We start from the raw sequence: 21106 nt of genomic DNA, 5'->3' as shown, positions 1-21106 counted from the left end.
TATGCGGCTCCGCCGTGTGGGCGCGACCAGCCCCCACCGAGCCGCACCCGACAACGCACCCCCTCAGGACCCCTCCGGCTTCTGAGGAGGATGCGTCGACTTCACGTGCGTCCGCAACCGCGACGTCACGTCCTCCGGCGGCAGGAACCGCGACCACCGCTCCGGGAACTCCGAGGGCATGTCGGGGTCCTCGGGGTCGACGTCGGTGTCCCGGACCGCCGCCGCCGCGCGGGCCACATACTCGGCGACCTGCGCCTCCCGCACCCGCTCGTTCGCGGCCCGCGCCGCCGCCGTCGCCGCGGCCGGCCAGACCCGGTCGATCGCCGCGTTGACCGCCGCGCCCACCAGGACCGCGAAGGCGGACACCCCGATCCACAGGAGCACCGCGACCGCGGCCGCCAGCGAGCCGTAGATCGTCGCGCCCTCGATCGTGCTCTGGAGGTAGATCCGGAGCAGGAAGCTGCCCAGCACCCACATCGCGAGGGCCACCAGCGCGCCGGGGACGTCCTCGATCCACGGTGAGCGCACCGGTACCGACACGTGGTACAGCGTGGTCAGGAAGGCGATGGACAGGATGATCACCACGGGCCAGTACAGGACCTGCACCACCGTCTCCGACCAGGGCACGATCCGCACCACCGCGTCCGGCCCCGCCACCATCAGCGGCAGCGCCACCGAGCCGATCAGCAGGGCCGCGACGAACAGCGCGAACGCCACGAGGCGGGTCTTGACGATGCCCCGCACGCCGTCGAGGCCGTACATGACGGTGATGGTGTCGATGAAGACGTTGACCGCGCGCGAACCGGACCACAGGGCGAAGAGGAAGCCGACGGAGATGACGTCGGGTCGGCCGCCCTTCATCACGTCGTCGAGGATCGGCTGCGCGATCTGCCGTACCCCCTTGTCGGACAGCACCGTGCGCGCGGCATCGAGGATGTTGGCCTCCAGGCTGCTGATGCTGTCGGTGCCGGTCCAGTCGTCGACGTAGCCGAGCAGTCCGATGAGGCTGAGCAGCAGCGGCGGCACGGACAGCAGCGAGAAGAACGCGGCCTCGGCGGCGAGCCCCAGGATGCGGTACTCGATGCACGAGTTGACGGTGTCCTTGAGCAGCAGCCAGGCGGTCCTGCGCTTCGAGACGTTCCGGTAGAGGGCACGGGCCCGGTGGAGCCGGCCGGAGGGCTCTTGAGGGGATTCGCTTGCTGCCTGCACGACCTAAAGGTATCCGCCACGGGAGCGTGCACTCATCCCCCGGTCCCGGCGTGGGGCACACCCGTGCGAGGAACGTCCGCTCGCGGCCGGTTCCTTCATGCCGCCGAAAACACCGGGCAACTCCGCGGAAATCGTCAAGGAAATCGAACCCCTTTTCTGTCATGAACTCGGTGGCCAGATTTCGAGGCCAGGTGAAGCGGAATGCTCGATGACATATGCACCGCCCTTGAAGTGAGTTCCCCGGTGACACCCCCGAGGGGCGCGAAAAGGTCATACCGCCAGCGAACGGGCGACCGTCAGGAAATCGCCATTGACTGAAACGTGCTTGACCCGTTCATGAGCACCTCGAAACAATTCGGATTGCATTCTCAGGGCCCTGACCACGGCTCGAACCGGCCACCACATCCCCGCCGCGCGGTCACTCCAGGCGCATACCGAACCGCTCCTTCTCTTATCTCATTCCGTGCCTCACGGCACTTCTCTTTCTTCCGGCACACCGGAACCACGGGGGTTCCTCACCATGATTTTCCGCTGCGCGGTGAACAGCGGGCGATATTCCGCCGTATCCCTCTCTGGAGAAATTCCATGCCTGTTCCGTACGCGCCGAAGCCTGCCGTGCCGCGCATCGTGGGGGTTGATGTGGCACGGGGCCTCGCTCTGCTCGGTATGTTCTCCGTTCACGTGTTCGGTGCTTTTGACGAGGCCGGATCGGCCACGCCCGCCTGGATGTTCGCGGGCGGCCGTTCCTCGGCGACGTTCGCCGTGACGGCCGGGGTCGGGCTGGCCTTCACGACCGGCGGGCACCGCCCCGCGCCCGGCCGGCCCGCGGCGGCCGCGGTGGCGACCCGGGCCGGTGTCATCGCGCTGATCGGGCTGCTGCTCGGTTACGCCTCACGCGCGGCCGACCTGGACGTGGACGTGATCCTGGCGTTCTACGCCCTGCTGTTCCTGATCGCGATCCCGCTGCTGGGCCTCGGCCCCCTGGCCCTGGCCGGCCTGTCGCTGACCTTGGCCGTGGGGGCGCCGTTCGCCGTCCACGCGCTGCGGGGCGTGCTGCCGGAGCCCGCCTTCGACGGCGACCCGACCCTCCAGGACGTGGTCGCCGATCCGCTCGGCCTGGTCTCGGACCTGCTCGTGCACGGCGACTACCCCGTGCTCGCCTGGACCGCCTACCTGTGCGCCGGACTCGCCCTCGGCCGCCTGGACCTGACGTCACGGAAGATCGCGCCCCGGCTCCTCGCGGGCGGCCTCGCCCTGGTCGCCGGAGTGTGGGCGGTGTCGTCGCTGGTCCTGTTCCGGTACGACGGGCTGCGGCACCTGTGGGACGCGGAGTTCCCCGGTGCCTCCCGGGCCGAGGCGCTGTGGGACAGCCCCGACGGCGTGACCTGGTGGGCGCTCGTCTCCCGCGCCCCGCACTCGACCACGCCCTTCGACCTGCTCCTCACCCTGGGCTCGGCCGCGGCGATCCTCGGCGGCGCCCTGCTGCTGACCAGGAGCACCCTTCTCACGCGGGCGCTCACACCGCTCGCCGCGGCGGGCAGCATGCCGCTCACCCTCTACGTCGCCCATGTGCTGCTGCTCGCCACCGGCGCACTCTCCGGCTCCCCCGAGCTCCTCTACGCCGTCATGACCACCGGAGCGCTCCTCTTCGCCCTCTCGTGGCGGCACGTCGGACGTGGCCCGCTGGAAACGGTCGTCGCAGGCGCGGCCCGGCGGTGTCGCGAGGCCGTAACACCGCCCCGGCCCCCGGAACCGGTCGCGGACCCGGTCCGACTTAGCAAGCACATCGAATAGTCCATAAGACCAAAAGTAATGATCTAGGAGCTCAAGTGGTGGTAAATCCCGGCGAGATCACGACAGTCGCCCCGGTGAACGGCACCGCGCGGGTGCACGGCACCGCTGAGGTGCACGGCACCGCGCAGGTCCTCGCCGAGGTGCTGGCCGGGGTCGTGAAAGCGGATCAAGTCCCCCTCGACAGCCACTTCTTCGACGACCTGGGGGCCAACTCCCTGGTCATGGCACAGTTCTGCGCCCGGGTACGGAAGCGCGACGACCTGCCGTCGGTGTCGATGCGGGACGTCTACGGCCACCCGACGATCCGCTCTCTGGCGGCGGCCCTCGCCGAGGTCCCGGCCACCGCACCGGCCCCCGCACGACCGGCCGAGCCGCCCCCGCCGCCCGGGAACACCGCCCGCTATGTGCTGTGCGGGGTGCTGCAGTTCCTCGTCTTCGCCGCATACTGCTTCGGGGCCGGTCTGGCCATGGCCGCGGGGTACTCCTGGATATCCGCCGGCGACGGCCTGCTCTCCGTCTATCTGCGCTCGCTGGTCTTCGGCGGCGCCCTGTTCCTCGCCCTGTGCACCCTGCCCGTGGTGGCGAAGTGGGTGCTGGTCGGCCGGTGGAAGGAGACGGAGTTCCCGGTGTGGAGCCTCGCCTACGTCCGCTTCTGGCTGGTCAAGGCGCTGCTGCACGCCAACCCGATGGTCCTGTTCGCGGGCAACCCGCTGTACGTCCTGTACCTGCGGGCCCTCGGCGCCCGTATCGGCCCGGGCGTGACGATCCTGTCCCACTCGGTGCCGGTCGCCACCGACCTGCTGACCGTGGGCGCGGGCACCGTGATCCGCAAGGACTCCCTGTTCCTCGGCTACCGGGCGCACGCGGGCCGGATCCGCACCGGCCCCGTCACCCTCGGCCGGGACGTCTTCGTGGGCGAGAAGACGGTCCTCGACATCGGCACCTCGATCGGCGACGGCGGCCAGCTCGGCCACTCCTCCGCGCTGTACGACGGCGCCGCGATCCCCGCCGGCGAGCGCCGGCACGGCTCCCCGGCCCGCCCCACCGACGTCGACCACATCCGCGTCCCGGCGACCCGCTGCACCACCGCCCGCCGGGCCGGCTACGGCCTCGTGGCACTGCTCCAGACGCTGCTGGTGTACGTCCCGCTCGGCATCGGCGGCACGTTCCTGGTGATGGACCTGGTCCCGGCCCTGGACCCGCTGCTGGAGCCGGACGCGAAGGAACTGGCCTCGGCCGCGTTCTACGCCCAGGCGCTCGTCCTGTCCCTCGCTCTGTTCACGGGTTCCGTCGTCGTGGGCCTCGTCACCGTGAGCGTGCTGCCGCGGCTGCTGAACCTGACCCTCAAGGCCGACCGGATCTATCCGCTGTACGGCTTCCACTACTCGGTGCAGCGGGCGATCGCCCGGATGACCAACCTCAAGTTCTTCAAGTGGCTGTGCGGGGACAGCTCGTACATCGTCCCCTACCTGCGGTCCATCGGTTACGACCTCTCGCAGGTCGAGCAGACCGGCTCGAACTTCGGTACCGAGGTGTCGCACGAGACGCCGTACCTGGCCACCGTCGGCAGCGGCACGATGGTCGCGGACGGGCTGTCGATCCTCAACGCCGAGTACTCCAGCACGTCGTTCCGCGTCTCCCGGGTCACGATCGGCGGGCACAACTTCCTCGGCAACCACATCGCCTACCCGGTCGGCGGCCGCACCGGGGACAACTGCCTGCTCGCCACGAAGGTACTGGTCCCGCTGGACGGCGAACTCCGGGAAGGGGTGGGCCTGCTGGGCTCGCCGCCCTTCGAGATCCCGCGCACGGTGGAGCGCGACACCCGCTTCGACCACCTCCGCGAGGGCGACGAGCTGCGCCGCCGGCTGAGCGCCAAGAACCGCTTCAACGCCCGCTCGATGGCCCTGTTCCTGTTCGTCCGGTGGCTGCACTGGTTCGTGCTGACGCTCCTCGGCTTCGCGGTCGTCGATCTCTACGGCGGCCAGGGCGCCTTCGGCGGTCTACTGATCGGCGGCTACCTGATGGCCGGTCTCGCGCTCACCGTGGGCTACTACGTGCTGGTGGAGCGGCTGATCACCCGGTTCCGGCCGCTGCGGCCGCAGTTGTGCTCCATCTACGAGCCCTACTTCTGGTGGCACGAGCGTCTGTGGAAGGTGCCCGACGGGCAGCTCAAGGTGTTCAACGGCACGCCCTTCAAGAACGTCGTCTGGCGGCTCATGGGCGTACGGATCGGCCACCGGGTCTTCGACGACGGTGTCGCCATCACCGAGCGGACGCTGACCGCCATCGGCGACGACTGCACCCTCGGCGCCCACTCCAAGGTGCAGGCCCACTCCCAGGAGGACGGCACCTTCAAGTCCGACCACATCGTCATCGGCGACGGCTGCACCCTCGGGGCGGGCGCGCTGGTCCACTACGGCGTCCAGATGGGCGACGGCGCCGTGCTCGGTCCCGACTCCTTCCTGATGAAGGGCGAGGAGATGCCGTCGGGAGCGCACTGGGGCGGGAATCCGGCGGTCGCGCTGCGCCGCGCCTGAACCGCCCCGCACTGCCTGCACGAGGAACAACAGGGGGAAGAAAGTCATGGAAACAGTTCCGCACCCGACGCCCGGTCCGATACCGGACGTCACCGAGTACGCGGTCCCGCTGCCCGAGGGCACACCGACCGATCCCGCCGCGCTGTCGGCGGCGCACACCAGGGTGCTGGCCGCCCTCTCGGCCGAACCCGGCGACGAGGTGAGCGTCACCGTCACCGACGGCACCCTGCGGCTGCGCCACCGCACCGGCGCCCTCGACACCGGCGCCGCCGCCCGCATCGCCGGCTACCACCTCACCGCACTCGCCCACCCGGACCGCACCAGCCTGCTGTCCGAGGAGGAACTCCGCTTCCAGCTGGAGGAGTTGGCGGGTCCGGTCCGTGAACTGCCGGACCGGCGGGTGCACGAGCTGTTCGAGGAGCGGGTCGAGAAGCACCCGGACGCCGTGGCCGCCGTCCAGGGCGAGCGGCGGTGGACGTACGCCGAGCTCGACTCCCGGGCGAACCGGATCGGCCGGGCGCTGCTGAGCCGGGGTCTGGAGGCCGAGGACGTCGTCGCCGTCGTCATGGAACGGAACCTCGACTGGATGGCCGCCGTGCTGGGCGTGCTCAAGGCGGGCGGGGTGTATCTGCCCGTCGAGCCGCACTTCCCGGCCGAGCGGGTCGCGAGGACGCTGTCCCGGGCCGGCTGCGGGCTCGTCGTCACCGAGCGGGGCAGCACCGGCTCACTGTCCGGCACGTCGGCCGACACGCTGTTCGTGGCGGACGTGTACGCCGAGGGGCACCCGGACGGCGCTCTCGGCATCACGGTCGCCGCGGGTCAACTGGCGTACATCTACTTCACGTCGGGCTCCACCGGTGAGCCCAAGGGCGCGATGTGCGAGCACGCCGGGTTCCTCAACCATGTGCTCGCCAAGGTCGAGGACCTGGGGATCGGCGAGGACGACGTGGTCGCGCAGACCGCACCGCAGTGCTTCGACATCTCGCTGTGGCAGCTGCTCGCCGGGCCGGTCGTCGGCGGGCGGACCCTGATCGTCGACCAGGAGACGATCCTCGACGTGCCGCGGTTCGTGGACACGGTGGTGCGGGGCGGGGTCAACGTGCTCCAGGTCGTGCCGTCGTATCTGGAGGCCGTGCTCGCCGAGTTGGGGCAGCGGCCGCGTGAACTGACCGGCCTGCGCTGTGTGTCGGTGACCGGCGAGGCGGTGAAGCGGGAGCTGGTGCAGCGCTGGTTCGCGGTCGCTCCCGGGATCCGGCTGGCCAACGCCTACGGCCTGACCGAGACGTCGGACGACACCAACCACGAGGTCATGGACCGGGTGCCGGACGGCGACCGGGTTCCGCTCGGGCGGCCGGTGCGCAACGTGCGGGTGTACGTCGTCGACGAGGACCTGGTGCCCGTGCCGTTCGGGGCGCCCGGCGAGATCGTCTTCTCCGGGGTGTGCGTGGGGCGCGGGTACGTCAACGACCCCGAGCGGACCGCGGCCGCCTTCATGGCGGACCCGTACCGGCCCGGTGAACGGCTCTACCGCAGCGGTGACGTGGGGCGCTGGCGGCCGGACGGCCGGCTGGAGTTCCTCGGCCGCCGGGACACCCAGGTCAAGATCCGCGGGTTCCGCGTGGAGATCGGCGAGATCGAGAACGCGCTGCTGCGGGTGGACGGGGTGCGCGACGGGGCCGTCGTGGTGGTCCGGGGGGCCCAGCTCGCCGCGTTCTGCACGGGGCCCGAGCCGGTCGGCGCGGACACGGTACGGGAGCGGCTGGCCGCGTCGCTGCCGCCGTACATGGTGCCCGCGGTCGTGCACTGGCGGGAGCGGCTGCCGCTGACCGCCAACGGCAAGACCGACCGCCGTACGCTCACCGCGCTCGCCGAGGACCTCGACGCCGCGGGGGCGGGCGAACCCGTGACGGCCGGGGAGCGGCGACTGGCGCGGGCCTGGGCCGAGGTGCTCGGTGTGCCCGTCGAACGGATCGGCCGGCTCGACCACTTCTTCGACCGCGGTGGCAGCTCGCTGTCCGCCGTGCGTCTCGCGATCGCCCTGGACCGGGCGATCACCCTCAAGGACGTCGTCCGCCATCCGGTCCTCGCGGACCTGGCGGGCCTGCTCGACCGGCGCGGCTGAAAGGAACCCGAGATGTCCTCCACGAGTCTGCTTCCCTACCTGGATCTGGCCCCGGGCACCCCGCCGGTCCTGCACGCCAAGTCCGCTGCTGACGCGGCGAGTTGGGCGGCCGAGCACCGTGACCCGCTGCGGGCCCTGGTTCTCGAGCACGGCTGTGTCCTGGTCCGCGGCCTCGGGCTGGCCGATCCCGGGAGCGCCGAGGCGGTCTTCCGGCGGCTGGCCGACGGCCTCATGCCCGACCGCGAGCCCTTCGCGCCCCGGCGCCGCTACGCGGAGGGCGTGTACTCGTCGACCAAGTGGCCGCCGAACCAGCAGATGTGCATGCACCACGAGGTCAGCTACGGCCTGGAGTTCCCCGGCCTGCTGCTGTTCGCCTGCCTGGAGGCGCCCGGCGCCGGGGGCGCGACCGCGCTCGCCGACGCCTCGGCGGTGCTGCGGGACCTGCCCCGCGAGCTGGTCTCGCGCTTCGAGCGGGAGGGCTGGCTGCTCACCCGGGCGTACCACGACGACATCGGCGCGTCCGTCGAGGAGGCGTTCGGCACGGACGACCGCGCCGCCGTCGAGCGCTACTGCCGCCGGCACGCCATCGAGTTCGCCTGGCAGGGCGACGGCTCCCTGCACACCCGGCAGCGGCGCGGGGCGGTGCTCCGGCACCCCGACTCCGGGCTGCCCTGCTGGTTCAACCAGATCGCGTTCCTCAACGAGTGGACCATGGAGCCCGAAGTGCACGAGTACCTGGTGGACATGTACGGCGCGGACGGACTGCCCTTCAACACCCGCTTCGGGAACGGCGATCCGATCGACGCGGACGTCGTGCGGACGATCAACGAGGTGTACGACGCCCACACCGTGCGCGAGCCCTGGCAGGACGGCGACCTCCTGCTCGTCGACAACATCCGTACGGCGCACAGCCGTGAGCCCTTCGAGGGGCCGCGCGAGGTGCTGGCCGCGCTCGGCGACCCGGTGCTGCGCGCCGACGGCGAGGTGAGCGGGGTATGAGCACCATGGACGCTCCCTCCTTCGCGCTCGTCACCGGCGCCCAGGTCCAACAGGCCCTCACCGGACGGGAACCGGAGATCGCGGACCTCGTCGAGGCGGTGTACCGGCTGCACGGCGCCGGTGACTCGGTGAACCCGCCGTCGTACTTCCTGCGGTTCCCGGACCGCCCGTCGTCCCGGATCATCGCGCTGCCCGCCTCGCTGGGCGGACCGCTCAGGGTGGACGGCCTGAAGTGGGTCTCCAGCTTCCCGGAGAACATCTCGTCCGGGCTGCCGCGGGCCTCCGCGGTGCTGATCCTCAACGACCCGGACACCGGTTACCCGTTCGCCTGTCTGGAGAGCTCGATCATCAGTGCCACGCGCACCGCGTCGTCGGCGGCGCTGGCGGCCGGGAAGCTCAGCGCGGGCCGGGTCCGTCCGAGCCGGGTCGGGTTCATCGGCACCGGGCTGATCGCCCGCTACATCCACACCCATCTCACCGCCACCGGCTGGGAGTTCGAGGAGACGGGCGTGCACGACCTGTCCGTCGAGAGCGCCGCCGGGTTCCGCGGCTATCTGGAGCGGTCGGGTGCGCCGGGGAGGGCGGTCGTGCACGACTCGGCCGAATCCCTGATCCGCTCCAGCGACCTGGTGGTCTTCGCCACGGTCGCCGGGAAGCCGCACGTCCACGATCCGTCGTGGTTCGGCCATCACCCATTGGTCCTGCATGTGTCCCTGCGCGATCTCGACCCGGAGATCCTGCTCGCGTCCGCCAACTTCGTCGACGACGTGGAGCACTGCCTCAAGGCCGAGACCTCCCCGCACCTGGCCGAACAGCTCACGGGGAGCAGGGACTTCATCGACGGCACGCTCGACGACGTGCTGACCGGACGGGTGACCGTCCCGACGGACCGGACGGTGGTGTTCTCCCCCTTCGGACTGGGGGTGCTCGACCTCGCCGTCGGCCGGTACGTCCACGACGAACTGGCCCGGCGCGGCGAACTGCACGTCGTCGACGGGTTCTTCAACGAGCTGCGCCGGTACGGCTGAACGATCAGTGGCGCATGAGGAGGGGGGCGTCATGCCCGTCATATCCGATCCTTCGGAGTTCAACGAGTCAGACCTCTACGTCGACCTGCGGGCGGCGCTGGAGCTTCCGCTGTACCTGAAGTGCGAGGGCTTCAACTTCGCCGGGTCGATCAAGCTGAAGGCGGCCCGCGAGATGGTGGACGCCGCCGAGCGCGACGGCACCCTGCGGCCGGGGTCGATCCTGGTCGAGTCGTCGTCGGGGAACCTGGGGGTGGCCCTGAGCATGATCGCCGCGAGCCGGGGCTACCGGTTCCTGTGCGTGACCGACTCGCGGTGCAACCTGCCGACGATCCGGCTGATGGAGTCGCTCGGCACCCGGGTGCACGTGGTCAGGGAGCCGAATCTGCACGACGGGTACCTGGGCGCCCGGCTCGCGTACGTGCGGGCGCTGTGCGCCTCGGACGAGCGGTACGTGTGGCTCAACCAGTACAGCAACCAGGGCAACTGGCGCTCGCACTACCGGACCACGGCGCCGGAGATCGCGCGGCGCTTCCCGGACCTGGACGTGCTGTTCGTGGGGGCCGGCACCACGGGGACCCTGATGGGCTGCGCCCGCTGGTTCTGGCAGTGGCGGCGGCCGGTGCGGATCGTCGCCGTCGACAGCGTCGGCTCGGTCACCTTCGGCGGGCCGCCCGGAGTGCGTCTCATCCCGGGGCTCGGCACGAGCGTGCCGCCGCAGCTGCTCGACAAGTCGTACATCGACGACGTGGTCCTCGTCGAGGAGCCGGACACCCTCCAGGCCTGCCGCCGGCTGGCCGCGCGGGGTTTCCTGTTCGGCGGCTCCACCGGCACGGTCGTCAGCGGCGCCCACCAGTGGCTGTCCGCGCACGGCCGGCGCGGCCTCACCGCGGTCGCGATCGCCCCGGACCTCGGCGAGCGCTACCTCGACACGGTGTACCGCGCGGGCTGGCCCCACGGCGCCCCCGAACCGGACCCCCTCCACGAACCGGCGGAGGCGATGGCCCACCTGTCCTGAGGCGGAGGGGGAGGCGAAAGCGCCCCACCCGGCGAACCGCACCGGCCGGGTCACCCCGCGGGTTCCGGCGTGGGGGTGCCCACACCGGGGGCTGCGGGCGGGGCCCGGCGGTGCGGGGCGCCGGGGTTCCGTCGGGGGGCCGGGAGCGCAGGCGGCGGGGGCCGGGGTTCCAGCCGGTGCGCTCGGCAGTGGGGGTGGCGAGGGCCGGGGCCCAGCAGTCCAGGTGGCGGGCCGGGATTCCGCAGCGGGCGCCCGGCAGCGCAGGCGGCGGGCAGCCGGGGTCCCCAGCCGGGGCCCGGCAGCGCAGGCGACGAGGGCCAGGGTCCCCAGCCGGTACCCAGCAGCGCAGGCTGCGAGGGCCAGGGTCTCCAGCCGGTACCCAGCAATCCAGGTGACGGGCCCCGGTTCCGCAGCCGACGCCCGGCAGCGCAAGCGGCGGGCGGCCAAGGTCCCCAGCCGGTACCCAGCAATCCAGGCGGCGGGCACCGGTTCCGCAGCCGACGCCCGGCAGCGCAGACGGCGGAGGGCCCGGTTCCGCAGCCGGTGTGCTCGACGCGATCACCCCCACGCCACGCGCGGCCGGCCGCAGGCAGCCGCGCCCGGCCGTGCCCCGGCGCTTTCGCACCCCCGCCGCGACCTGCGCCGTGTCCGTCAGGTGACCTGCCCGGTACCCCGGGGTACTTTCGCAGGCATGGCAGGCACCACGCACACCGTGACCAACCAGCCCCCACCCCTGATCGGCTACGACGTCTACGGCGCCGACTGCGCCCTGAAGGAGGCCGTAGAACGGCACCTGGACCCGGCCCTGCTCGACGAGGTCCACGGCGAGCTGTCGGCGCTCGGCCGGGCCTGCGGCTCCGCGCAGGTGCAGGAGTGGGGGGCCCACGCCAACGAGAACCCGCCCCGACTGCGCACCCACGACCGTCACGGCCACCGTATCGACGAGGTCGAGTTCCATCCGGCCTGGCACCGCGTGCTCGGCAAGGGCGTCTCCGCGGGCCTGACCGCCGCCTGGGCCCGCCCCGGCGGACACGTACGGCGCGCGGCGGCCTTCCTGCTGTGGACGCAGGTCGACGCGGGCAACTGCTGCCCCCTGTCGATGACCCACGCGGCGGTACCCGCCCTGCGCACCGACCCGGACCTGGCCGCCGAGTGGGAACCCCGGCTCACGTCCATGGTCTACGACCGTGCACTGCGCCCCGCCCACCTCAAGGCGGGGGCCCTGTTCGGAATGGGCATGACGGAGAAGCAGGGCGGCAGCGACGTCCGGGCCAACGCGACCACCGCGCGCCCCCTCCCCGACGGCGAGACCTACGAACTCACCGGCCACAAGTGGTTCTGCTCGGCCCCCATGTCGGACGGCTTCCTGGTCCTCGCCCAGGCCCCGGGCGGACTCACCTGCTTCCTCGTCCCCCGGGTCCTGGAGGACGGCACCCGCAACCCGTTCCTGCTCCAGCGCCTGAAGGACAAGCTCGGCAACCGCTCCAACGCCTCCGCCGAGGTCGAGTTCGACCGGACCTGGGCCCGCCGGGTGGGCGACGAGGGCCGCGGGGTGCGCACCATCATCGAGATGGTCGCGGCGACCCGGCTGGACTGCGCCCTCGGCTCGGCGGGCCTGATGCGCCAGGCGGTGGCCCAGGCGATCCACCACTGCACGCACCGGGAGGCCTTCGGCGGCAAGCTCGTCGACAAGCCCCTGATGCGCAACGTCCTGGCCGACCTGGCCCTGGAGTCCGAGGCCGCGACCACCCTCGCGCTGCGTCTGGCGGCCGCCCACGACAACGGCGACGAGCAGGAGCGGGCCCTGCTCAGGATCGCGGTGCCGGCGGCCAAGTACTGGATCACCAAGCGCTGCACGCCCCTCGTCACGGAGGCCGCGGAGTGCCTGGGCGGCAACGGCTACGTCGAGGAGTCGGGCCTGCCCCGCCTGGTCCGGGAGTCCCCCCTCAACTCGGTCTGGGAGGGCGCCGGCAACATCCAGGCCCTCGACGTGGTGCGGGTCCTCCAGCGGGAACCCCAGGCCCTGAACGCCTATCTCCTGGAGATCGGCCGCACCCGGGGCGCCGACCACCGCCTGGACGCGGCCACCAAGAGCCTCTTCACGGAACTGGCCGACCTGGAGGCCGTCGAGGGCCGCGCAAGACACCTCACCGAACGCCTCGCCCTGGTCCTCCAGGGTTCCTTGCTCGTCCGGTACGCCCCACCGGAGGTGGCCGACGCCTTCTGCGCCTCGCGCCTGGGAAGAGACGCAGGAGCGGCCTTCGGCACACTGCCCACGACTCTCGACCTGGCGAAGGTGGTGGATCGGTCAAGGCCGCAGGCCTGACCGATCCAGGGGCGCGGGGAACTGCGCGACAAGCCCCCACCGGCCCGCAGCCGCAAACGCACCCAACGCGGCACCCCCCGTAGGCGCCCCGCCCAACCGTCGGAGACGGGGGTGGTGCTGCGCCGACACGGCACCACCCCCGGCACATGGCCCTCAGAGGCCGGAGAACGCCGCTGCGAGACGACGTTCGCCCAAGTTTCAAACAAACCCGCGCACACCACCAGGGTTGCAAGGGGTTGCAACTTCCTGGCGTCTGTGGACGGACTGTGTGCCTCGCTCGCGCCCGACCGGCACTATGAGACGGACAGTCAATGGACCGGAGAGCGGGAGGACCTGTGGCGCCGACACACGTGACCCACCTAGCCACCGTGGACACGGCACGCGCGGCCCGGATGCTGAACGACATCCGCTCCGCCACCCTGTCCGGCCGGCGTGCCCCCGTCGCCCCGCGTCCCGTGATCAAGGAGTCCTGGAGCCGCATGCTGCGCGGCGGTGTCGACCCGGACCACGACTTCCGGTCGGGGCTGCTGCCCCCGGAGGAGGTGCAGCGGCGCCGGGAGGCCACCCGGCTCCGGCACGTCCTGCCGGTGCTCAGGGACGGACTGCTGGCGGTCGCGGACGTCGCCCACCACATCATGGTCGTCGCCGACGAGGACGGCCGGGTGCTGTGGCGGGAGGGCAGCTCCCCGGTGCTGCGCAAGGCCGACGGCACCGGCTTCGAACTGGGCGCCGACTGGCGGGAGCACGTCGTCGGCACGAACGGCATCGGCACCCCGGTGGTGGTGCGCCGGCCCGTGCAGGTGTTCGCCTCCGAGCACTTCGTGCGCTCGCAGACCTCCTGGACCTGTACCGGCGCCCCCATCAAGGATCCGCGGGACGGCCGGCTGATCGGTGTGGTCGACGTGAGCGGGCCGCTGGACACCATGCATCCGGCCACGCTGGCCTGGGTCGACTCGGTGGCCAAGCTCGCCGAGTCCCGGCTGCGCGAGCTGCATCTGACCTCGCTGGAGCAACTGCGGGCGGTGGCCTCGCCGGTGCTCGCCCGGCTCACCGGCAGGGCCCTGGTGGTGGACGCGGACGGCTGGACGGCGGCGGTCACGGGAATGCCGTACGCGAACCGGATCGCGCTGCCCAAGTCGCCCTCGCCGGGCCGCCGGTGGCTGCCCGCGCTCGGTCTGTGCACACTGGAGCCGCTGGCGGGCGGCTGGTTGATCCGCGCCGCCGACCAGCCGGAGCCGCCCGGGGTCACCCGGATCGTCCTCGACCTGGCGCACCCGCGCCGCTGGACGGTGACGGTGTGGGGCGGCGCGGGCACCTGGAGTCATGAACTGAGCCCCCGGCACGCCGAGTTGCTGTACCTGCTGGCCCTGCACCGCTCCGGCCGCAGTGCGGCGGGCCTGGCCGGGGACGTGTTCGGCGATCCGGGCCGTACGGTGACGGTGCGTGCGGAGATGTCCCGGGTACGGCGGTATCTCGGGGCGTTCCTGGAACATCGGCCGTATCGTTTCTGCGAGGACGCCGAGGTGGAAGTGCTGCTTCCGGACAATCCCGGCGACCTGCTGCCGCACTCGACGGCCCCGGCCGTGCTCGGGGCCCGCGCAGTCACCGAGACCGAGTGAAAACCCTCGATCTGGGCGGATCTTCCGCATAATTGCAGGGTCTTCGTCCCCAGCGGTGCCTGACTGCCGTAGTGTGCCTCTACGGGCCACCCCACCTGCTCCTCGGTCAACGTACGGATCATCAGGCGCAGTTGGCCCGCCTCGGGAGGACGGTATGAAGCATCGTGGCAGACACCGCAGGCGGAAGCGTGGCCAAGCGCTGCGCGCCTTCCTGGCCGGGACCGCTCTCGCGCTGACCGCGGCCGCCACCATGATCAGTGCGTCCCAGGCCACCGTGGCCGCCAATCCCGGGGAGCTGAAGCCCCTCGACTCCGCCGCCGAGACCGCCCCGCTGCGACTGAAGGAATCCCTGGTCCCCGAGCGCACGCTCGACCGGCTGTCGGCCGCGATGGGACGTCCCGTCGGGGTCTCCGCGGTCCTCGCCTCCGCCGACCGGAGCCTGCGCGACGCGATCGACTGCACGGCCGGTGAGCGCAGGGCGCTGCCCGTGGCGCCGACGGCCACCGCCGCGTACTGCTGGGACGCGGCCGACACCCGGTCCTGGCGGGCCGGGGCGGTCACCACCTCGGGGGACGCCGACGACGACGGTGTGTGGGGCACCCACCGCGTGATCCTCTCCGCGTGGAGCCGTACCGGCACCGCGGCGCACGACGGGGGCCTCGCCCGGGTCGCCTTCGTCGGCGCCGACGACCTGGACCGCCCCACCTACTCCTGGGCCCTGCTGGCCGTCCCGGTCGACGGCGGACGCGACTTCCGCGGCCTGGTCTCGCAGGTCTCCGGCATGGTCTGGTACCAGAACAAACTGCTGGTCACCGCGAGCGGCGAGGACGGCGACGCGCTGTACGTGTACGACATGAACCGCGTCCAGCGGGCCAGCGTCGACAGCGCCGCGGTCGGCAAGGTCCGCGGCGGCTGGTCGGCGCACGGCGCCCCGTGGGTGCTGCCCGCGGTCGGCTCCTACCGCCTGACCGGCGACGCGGGCGCCGCCCGTCCCGACTATCTGTCCCTGGACCGCAGCACCTCCCCGGACTCCCTGGTGGCGAGCGAGTGGGTGTCCTCGGGCGACGACCGGGGCACACGGCTGTGGCGCTACGACTTCAGCGGCGCCGCCGACCGCGCCGGGCTGCTGGCCACCGACACCGAGGGCTACGCGCGCGTGCACGACGCCTACGTCACCAAGGCGTCCGGGTCCGGCCCCGTCCTGTCGTACGACTCGCGGTGGTACCTGAGCCGGGCGGCCGACAGCGAGGGCGATCACGGCACCCTGTGGCGCCAGACCACGTCCGGCACCGCCAAGGCGACCCGCTGCGGCACGGACGAGTCCCGCGCCTGCTGGAGCGGGGAGTCGGAGTCGCTGTCGTACTGGGAACAGACGGGCGAGGTGTGGTCGCAGTCGGGCCGGGTGCTGTTCGCGCTGCCGCTGGCCTCGATCGACAGATCTCTGGGGTAGATGGTTCCCTGGCCTCCATGCCGAACATCCCCGTGACCACCTGGTCCCTGGAACAGACCGCCCCGACCGACCTCCTCCCGGCCGCCGTCCCGGACGGCGACGTCCGCGTCCGTCGCGCCGAGATCCCCTCCCCCGAGTTCAGCCGCTATCTGTACGCCTCCGTGGGCGGGGACATCCGCTGGACCGACCGGCTCTCCTGGACGTACGCCCGGTGGCGGGAGCATCTGGAGCGGCCGGGCGTGGAGACCTGGGTGGCCTACGACCGGGGCACCCCCGCCGGATACGTCGAGCTGGAGCCGCAGGACGACGGTGTGGTGGAGATCGTCTACTTCGGCCTGATCCCGTCCTTCCGCGGCCGACGGATCGGCGGCCACCTCCTCTCGTACGGCACCGCCCGCGCCTGGGACCTCGCGGACCGCTGGCCAGGGCTGACGGACACCAAGCGGGTGTGGCTGCACACGTGCAGCAAGGACGGCGAGCACGCGATGGACAACTACCAGCGCCGTGGCTTCAAGCTCTTCGACACCAAGGTCGAGGAGGAGGCGGAGGTACCCGCACCGGGCCCCTGGCCTGGGGCGTACCCGGCCTGACCTGCGGGAACAAGAGGTCCCGCGATCTTTGTGACCAACGACACCCTCGTCTCGCCTGACGAGACAAGGGTGTCCACATGGCGGATAAAGCTGGACTGTGTCCAGATCGCCGTGACACGCTTCCGTCATGTCTGGAACTGGAATTGCCTTGGTGAGTCGGCGGCACGTCGACCTCGGCCGCATGTCCAGCGCCATCTGTCCGGTGCGCTGACGAGCCGCAGCGTCACCCGGTACCTCTTCTCGTTCTCCTCCCCCGCGCAATGACGCGCAGGTATACCCATGCGCCCGTACGCGCAGGTAAGAGCCGCTTTCCGCCTGTCCCGAAGGACGTAACAACCATGGCCGCCACCCCGCAGAACCCTGCTGCCGCAGCGCCCCGCCGCAAGGTGAGCCGTCACCGCGGTGAGGGTCAGTGGGCCGCGGGGCACCACACCCCGCTCAACGGCAACGAGCAGTTCAAGAAGGACGACGACGGTCTCAATGTGCGGACACGCATTGAGACGATCTACTCGAAGCGCGGCTTCGACTCGATCGACCCCAACGACCTGCGCGGGCGGATGCGCTGGTGGGGCCTCTACACCCAGCGCAAGCCCGGGATCGACGGCGGCAAGACCGCGATCCTGGAGCCGGAGGAGCTGGACGACAAGTACTTCATGCTGCGGGTGCGGATCGACGGCGGACGCCTCACCACCCAGCAGCTGCGCGTCATCGGCGAGATCTCCGAGGAGTTCGCGCGCGGCAGCGCGGACGTCACCGACCGGCAGAACATCCAGCTGCACTGGATCCGCATCGAGGACGTCCCGGAGATCTGGAACCGCCTGGAGGCGGTCGGCCTCTCCACCACCGAGGCCTGCGGCGACTGCCCGCGTGTGGTCATCGGCTCGCCGGTCGCCGGCATCGCCGAGGACGAGATCATCGACGGCTCCTGGGCCATCGACGAGATCCACGAGCGGTACATCGGCAGCAAGGAGTTCTCCAACCTGCCCCGCAAGTTCAAGACGGCGATCTCGGGATCCCCGCTCCTGGACGTGGTGCACGAGATCAACGACATCGCGTTCGTCGGTGTCGAGCACCCCGAGCACGGCCCCGGCTTCGACCTGTGGGTCGGCGGCGGCCTGTCCACCAACCCCAAGCTCGGCGTCCGGCTCGGCGCCTGGGTGCCGTTGGAGGACGTGCCCGAGGTGTGGGCCGGTGTGGTCGGCATCTTCCGTGACTGGGGCTACCGGCGGCTGCGCACGCGTGCCCGTCTGAAGTTCCTCGTCGCCGACTGGGGCCCGGAGAAGTTCCGCCAGGTCCTGGAGGACGACTACCTGAAGCGGAAGCTGGTCGACGGCCCCGCGCCCGCCGAGCCCTCGGGCCGCTGGCGCGACCACGTCGGTGTGCACCGCCAGAAGGACGGCCTGTTCTACGTCGGTTTCGCCCCGCGCGTCGGCCGCGTCGACGGTGCCACCCTGACGAAGATCGCCGAGGTCGCCGAGGCGCACGGCTCGGGCCGGGTCCGGACCACCGTCGAGCAGAAGATGATCATTCTCGATGTCGAGGAGGCCCAGGTCGAGCCGCTGGTCGAGGCCCTGGAGGCACTCGACCTGACGGCCAAGCCCTCGCCCTTCCGGCGCGGCACCATGGCCTGCACCGGCATCGAGTACTGCAAGCTCGCCATCGTCGAGACCAAGCAGCGCGGCTCCACCCTGATCGACGAACTCGAGCGCCGGATCCCGGAGTTCGACGAGCCGCTCACCATCAACATCAACGGTTGCCCGAACGCCTGCGCCCGTATCCAGGTGGCGGACATCGGTCTCAAGGGCCAGCTGGTCCTCGACGACAAGGGCGAGCAGGTCGAGGGCTACCAGGTGCACCTGGGCGGCGCGCTCGGTCTGGAGGCCGGGTTCGGCCGCAAGGTGCGTGGCCTGAAGGTCACCGCCGAGGAGCTGCCCGACTACGTCGAGCGCGTCCTGAAGCGGTTCCAGGCCGAGCGTGAGGACGGCGAGCGGTTCGCCGCCTGGGCCTCGCGCGCCTCCGAGGAGGCCCTCTCATGAGCGAGCGTGCCGCCCCGTTCTACTGCCCCTACTGCGGTGACGAGGACCTGCGTCCGAGCGAGCAGGGCCACGGCGCGTGGGAATGCGCGGCGTGCAACCGCGCATTCCAGTTGAAGTTCCTCGGGCTGCTCGCCCGGGGCCTTCAGCACAACGACGCAGGGGGAGACCGGATATGACCGCGATCCAGGAAGAGCGCACGACCGACGACCTCAAGGCCCTCGCCGAGCAGGCGGGCCGCGACCTGGAGGACGCCTCCGCGCTGGAGATCCTCCAGTGGGCCGTCGACACCTTCGGCAAGCGCTTCTGCGTGACCTCGTCGATGGAGGACGCGGTGGTCGCCCATCTCGCGTCCCGCGCGATGAAGGGCGTGGACGTCGTCTTCCTCGACACCGGCTACCACTTCGAGGAGACCATCGGCACCCGGGACGCGGTCGAAGCCGTGATGGACGTCAACGTCATCACGCTGACCCCGCGTCAGACGGTCGCCGAGCAGGACGCCGAGTACGGCCCGAAGCTGCACGACCGCGACCCCGACCTGTGCTGCAAGCTGCGCAAGGTCGAGCCGCTGGAGCGGGGCCTGAAGGACTACGTGGCCTGGGCGACCGGACTGCGCCGCGACGAGTCCCCGACCCGGGCGAACACCCCGGTCGTCGGCTGGGACGAGAAGCGGCAGAAGGTCAAGGTCTCCCCCATCGCCCGCTGGACCCAGGACGACGTGGACGCCTACGTCCAGGAGCACGGCGTGCTCACCAACCCCCTGCTGATGGACGGCTACGCGTCCGTCGGCTGCGCCCCCTGCACCCGCCGTGTCCTGGAGGGCGAGGACGCGCGCGCCGGCCGCTGGGCCGGGCGCGCCAAGACCGAGTGCGGGCTGCACGGATGACCGCCACCGACAAGGAGTTGCACGTGACGACCGGAGCCACCGTCTGGCTCACGGGTCTGCCGAGTGCCGGCAAGACCACCATCGCGTACGAGCTGGCAGGCCGGCTGCGCGAGGAGGGCCACCTCGTCGAGGTGCTCGACGGCGACGAGATCCGCGAGTTCATCTCCGCGGGCCTCGGCTTCAGCCGCGAGGACCGGCACACCAACGTGCAGCGCATCGGCTTCCTCGCCGAACTGCTCGCCCGCAACGGCGTCAAGGCGCTGGTCCCGGTCATCGCGCCGTACGCCGACAGCCGTGAGGCGGTGCGCAAGCGCCACCAGGAGAGCGGCACGGCGTACATCGAGGTGCACGTGGCGACTCCGGTCGAGGTGTGCTCCGTACGCGATGTGAAGGGCCTGTACGCCAAGCAGGCGGCGGGCGAGCTGTCCGGGCTGACCGGGGTGGACGACCCCTACGAGGAGCCCGAGTCGCCCGATCTGCGGATCGAGTCGCAGCACCAGACCGTCCAGGAGTCCGCGGCGGCGGTCCACACGCTGCTCACCGAGAGGGGACTGGCATGACGACGACTGTCGCCACGGCGGAGGAGGGCACGGAGGCTCCGTACGCCCTCTCGCACCTGGACGCGCTGGAGTCCGAGGCGGTGCACATCTTCCGCGAGGTGGCGGGCGAGTTCGAGCGGCCGGTGATCCTGTTCTCCGGCGGCAAGGACTCCATCGTCATGCTGCATCTGGCGCTCAAGGCGTTCGCCCCGGCGTCGGTGCCGTTCTCGCTGCTGCATGTGGACACCGGACACAACTTTCCCGAGGTCCTCGAGTACCGGGACCGGGTGGTCGCCGCCCATGGGCTGCGCCTGCATGTGGCCTCCGTCCAGGACTACATCGACCGCGGTGTGCTCAAGGAGCGTCCGGACGGGACCCGCAACCCGCTCCAGACGCTTCCCCTGACGGAGAAGATCCAGGCGGAGAAGTTCGACGCCGTGTTCGGCGGTGGCCGCCGGGACGAGGAGAAGGCCCGGGCCAAGGAGCGGGTGTTCTCGCTGCGGGACGAGTTCTCGCAGTGGGACCCGCGCCGTCAGCGGCCCGAGCTGTGGAACCTGTACAACGGCCGCCACGCGCCCGGCGAGCACGTCCGGGTCTTCCCGCTGTCCAACTGGACCGAGCTGGACGTGTGGCAGTACATCGCCCGGGAGGGCATCGAGCTGCCGGAGATCTACTTCGCGCACGAGCGTGAGGTGTTCGCGCGCAACGGCATGTGGCTGACCGCCGGTGAGTGGGGCGGCCCGAAGGACGGCGAGACCGTGGAGAAGCGGCTCGTGCGCTACCGGACCGTCGGGGACATGTCCTGCACGGGTGCCGTCGACTCCGACGCGGTGACGCTGGAACAGGTCATCACCGAGATCGCCGCCTCCCGGCTCACCGAGCGGGGCGCCACCCGCGCCGACGACAAGATGTCCGAGGCCGCGATGGAAGACCGCAAGCGCGAGGGGTACTTCTAA

17 protein-coding genes are annotated in these 21106 nt (G+C 71.3%); 16 read left to right on the top strand and 1 reads right to left on the bottom strand.

Annotation, left to right across the window (positions count from 1 at the left end; genetic code table 11):
* Positions 1-63: 63 nt before the first annotated feature.
* Positions 64-1209, bottom strand: coding sequence for a YihY/virulence factor BrkB family protein (locus AC2XR2_RS34550; RefSeq protein ID WP_330263709.1), 1146 nt, complete (start codon positions 1207-1209; stop codon positions 64-66).
* Between the two features lie 585 nt (positions 1210-1794).
* On the opposite strand from AC2XR2_RS34550, the gene AC2XR2_RS34545 reads away from it, so the two are divergent.
* The 16 genes from AC2XR2_RS34545 (at position 1795) to cysD (ending at position 21106) form a co-directional block, all read left to right on the top strand.
* On the top strand, positions 1795-3003 hold the full coding sequence (locus tag AC2XR2_RS34545; RefSeq protein WP_381300036.1) for a heparan-alpha-glucosaminide N-acetyltransferase domain-containing protein: 1209 nt from the start codon (positions 1795-1797) through the stop codon (positions 3001-3003).
* A 74-nt stretch (positions 3004-3077) separates the two neighbouring features.
* Entirely contained in the window at positions 3078-5543 is a 2466-nt protein-coding gene (locus tag AC2XR2_RS34540; RefSeq protein ID WP_491518553.1) for a Pls/PosA family non-ribosomal peptide synthetase, read from the top strand.
* Positions 5544-5589: 46 nt separating this feature from the next.
* Complete coding sequence (locus AC2XR2_RS34535) at positions 5590-7665, top strand: non-ribosomal peptide synthetase (RefSeq protein WP_381300035.1); 2076 nt, start codon at positions 5590-5592, stop codon at positions 7663-7665.
* A gap of 12 nt (positions 7666-7677) precedes the next feature.
* Positions 7678-8664 carry a TauD/TfdA family dioxygenase gene (locus AC2XR2_RS34530; protein ID WP_491517172.1) on the top strand — a complete coding sequence of 329 codons (987 nt, stop codon included), beginning with the start codon at positions 7678-7680 and terminating at the stop codon, positions 8662-8664.
* A complete protein-coding gene (gene sbnB / locus AC2XR2_RS34525; RefSeq protein WP_491517171.1) occupies positions 8661-9692 on the top strand; it encodes a 2,3-diaminopropionate biosynthesis protein SbnB in 1032 nt (343 codons plus the stop codon). Before AC2XR2_RS34530 ends, sbnB begins: the two co-directional genes overlap by 4 nt.
* A 31-nt stretch (positions 9693-9723) precedes the next feature.
* Entirely contained in the window at positions 9724-10707 is a 984-nt protein-coding gene (gene sbnA / locus AC2XR2_RS34520; protein ID WP_449349800.1) for a 2,3-diaminopropionate biosynthesis protein SbnA, read from the top strand.
* Positions 10708-11398: 691 nt separating this feature from the next.
* Positions 11399-13033 (top strand): acyl-CoA dehydrogenase family protein, encoded by a 1635-nt coding sequence (locus AC2XR2_RS34515; RefSeq protein ID WP_491517170.1) that lies wholly within the window; start codon positions 11399-11401, stop codon positions 13031-13033.
* Between the two features lie 311 nt (positions 13034-13344).
* Positions 13345-14652 (top strand): GAF domain-containing protein, encoded by a 1308-nt coding sequence (locus AC2XR2_RS34510; RefSeq protein ID WP_491517169.1) that lies wholly within the window; start codon positions 13345-13347, stop codon positions 14650-14652.
* Positions 14653-14806: 154 nt separating this feature from the next.
* Positions 14807-16102, top strand: a complete 1296-nt coding sequence (locus AC2XR2_RS34505) for a hypothetical protein (protein ID WP_491517168.1) — start codon at positions 14807-14809, stop codon at positions 16100-16102.
* 17 nt (positions 16103-16119) lie between these two features.
* The gene (locus AC2XR2_RS34500) at positions 16120-16692 is read left to right on the top strand and encodes a GNAT family N-acetyltransferase (protein WP_449353364.1); all 573 of its coding nucleotides are present in this window, start codon (positions 16120-16122) and stop codon (positions 16690-16692) included.
* Between the two features lie 127 nt (positions 16693-16819).
* Positions 16820-16903 carry a putative leader peptide gene (locus AC2XR2_RS34495; protein ID WP_349817346.1) on the top strand — a complete coding sequence of 28 codons (84 nt, stop codon included), beginning with the start codon at positions 16820-16822 and terminating at the stop codon, positions 16901-16903.
* 127 nt (positions 16904-17030) lie between these two features.
* Complete coding sequence (locus AC2XR2_RS34490) at positions 17031-18728, top strand: nitrite/sulfite reductase (protein ID WP_449353363.1); 1698 nt, start codon at positions 17031-17033, stop codon at positions 18726-18728.
* Entirely contained in the window at positions 18725-18904 is a 180-nt protein-coding gene (locus AC2XR2_RS34485; RefSeq protein WP_330263720.1) for a hypothetical protein, read from the top strand. The genes AC2XR2_RS34490 and AC2XR2_RS34485 overlap by 4 nt, the downstream gene beginning before the upstream one ends.
* Positions 18901-19611, top strand: coding sequence for a phosphoadenylyl-sulfate reductase (locus tag AC2XR2_RS34480; protein WP_123763790.1), 711 nt, complete (start codon positions 18901-18903; stop codon positions 19609-19611). The genes AC2XR2_RS34485 and AC2XR2_RS34480 overlap by 4 nt, the downstream gene beginning before the upstream one ends.
* Positions 19612-19634: 23 nt before the next feature.
* Positions 19635-20171 carry an adenylyl-sulfate kinase gene (gene cysC, locus AC2XR2_RS34475; protein WP_381300025.1) on the top strand — a complete coding sequence of 179 codons (537 nt, stop codon included), beginning with the start codon at positions 19635-19637 and terminating at the stop codon, positions 20169-20171.
* Positions 20168-21106: a sulfate adenylyltransferase subunit CysD gene (cysD, locus tag AC2XR2_RS34470; RefSeq protein ID WP_330263722.1), complete on the top strand. Its 939-nt coding sequence runs from the start codon at positions 20168-20170 to the stop codon at positions 21104-21106. Before cysC ends, cysD begins: the two co-directional genes overlap by 4 nt.

This window comes from Streptomyces sp. LS-MS-L19 (assembly GCF_058382285.1).
This window is presented reverse-complemented; position numbering and strand designations above follow the sequence as displayed.

Bases quoted from the DNA above. Each gene is read 5' to 3' on its own strand.
- AC2XR2_RS34545 (WP_381300036.1), top strand. From the start codon at position 1,795: ATGCCTGTTCCGTACGCGCCGAAGCCTGCCGTGCCGCGCATCGTGGGG.
- AC2XR2_RS34535 (WP_381300035.1), top strand. From the start codon at position 5,590: ATGGAAACAGTTCCGCACCCGACGCCCGGTCCGATACCGGACGTCACC.
- AC2XR2_RS34530 (WP_491517172.1), top strand. From the start codon at position 7,678: ATGTCCTCCACGAGTCTGCTTCCCTACCTGGATCTGGCCCCGGGCACC.
- sbnB (WP_491517171.1), top strand. From the start codon at position 8,661: ATGAGCACCATGGACGCTCCCTCCTTCGCGCTCGTCACCGGCGCCCAG.
- sbnA (WP_449349800.1), top strand. From the start codon at position 9,724: ATGCCCGTCATATCCGATCCTTCGGAGTTCAACGAGTCAGACCTCTAC.
- AC2XR2_RS34515 (WP_491517170.1), top strand. From the start codon at position 11,399: ATGGCAGGCACCACGCACACCGTGACCAACCAGCCCCCACCCCTGATC.
- AC2XR2_RS34510 (WP_491517169.1), top strand. From the start codon at position 13,345: ATGGACCGGAGAGCGGGAGGACCTGTGGCGCCGACACACGTGACCCAC.
- AC2XR2_RS34505 (WP_491517168.1), top strand. From the start codon at position 14,807: ATGAAGCATCGTGGCAGACACCGCAGGCGGAAGCGTGGCCAAGCGCTG.
- AC2XR2_RS34500 (WP_449353364.1), top strand. From the start codon at position 16,120: ATGCCGAACATCCCCGTGACCACCTGGTCCCTGGAACAGACCGCCCCG.
- AC2XR2_RS34495 (WP_349817346.1), top strand. From the start codon at position 16,820: ATGTCTGGAACTGGAATTGCCTTGGTGAGTCGGCGGCACGTCGACCTC.
- AC2XR2_RS34490 (WP_449353363.1), top strand. From the start codon at position 17,031: ATGGCCGCCACCCCGCAGAACCCTGCTGCCGCAGCGCCCCGCCGCAAG.
- AC2XR2_RS34485 (WP_330263720.1), top strand. From the start codon at position 18,725: ATGAGCGAGCGTGCCGCCCCGTTCTACTGCCCCTACTGCGGTGACGAG.
- AC2XR2_RS34480 (WP_123763790.1), top strand. From the start codon at position 18,901: ATGACCGCGATCCAGGAAGAGCGCACGACCGACGACCTCAAGGCCCTC.
- cysD (WP_330263722.1), top strand. From the start codon at position 20,168: ATGACGACGACTGTCGCCACGGCGGAGGAGGGCACGGAGGCTCCGTAC.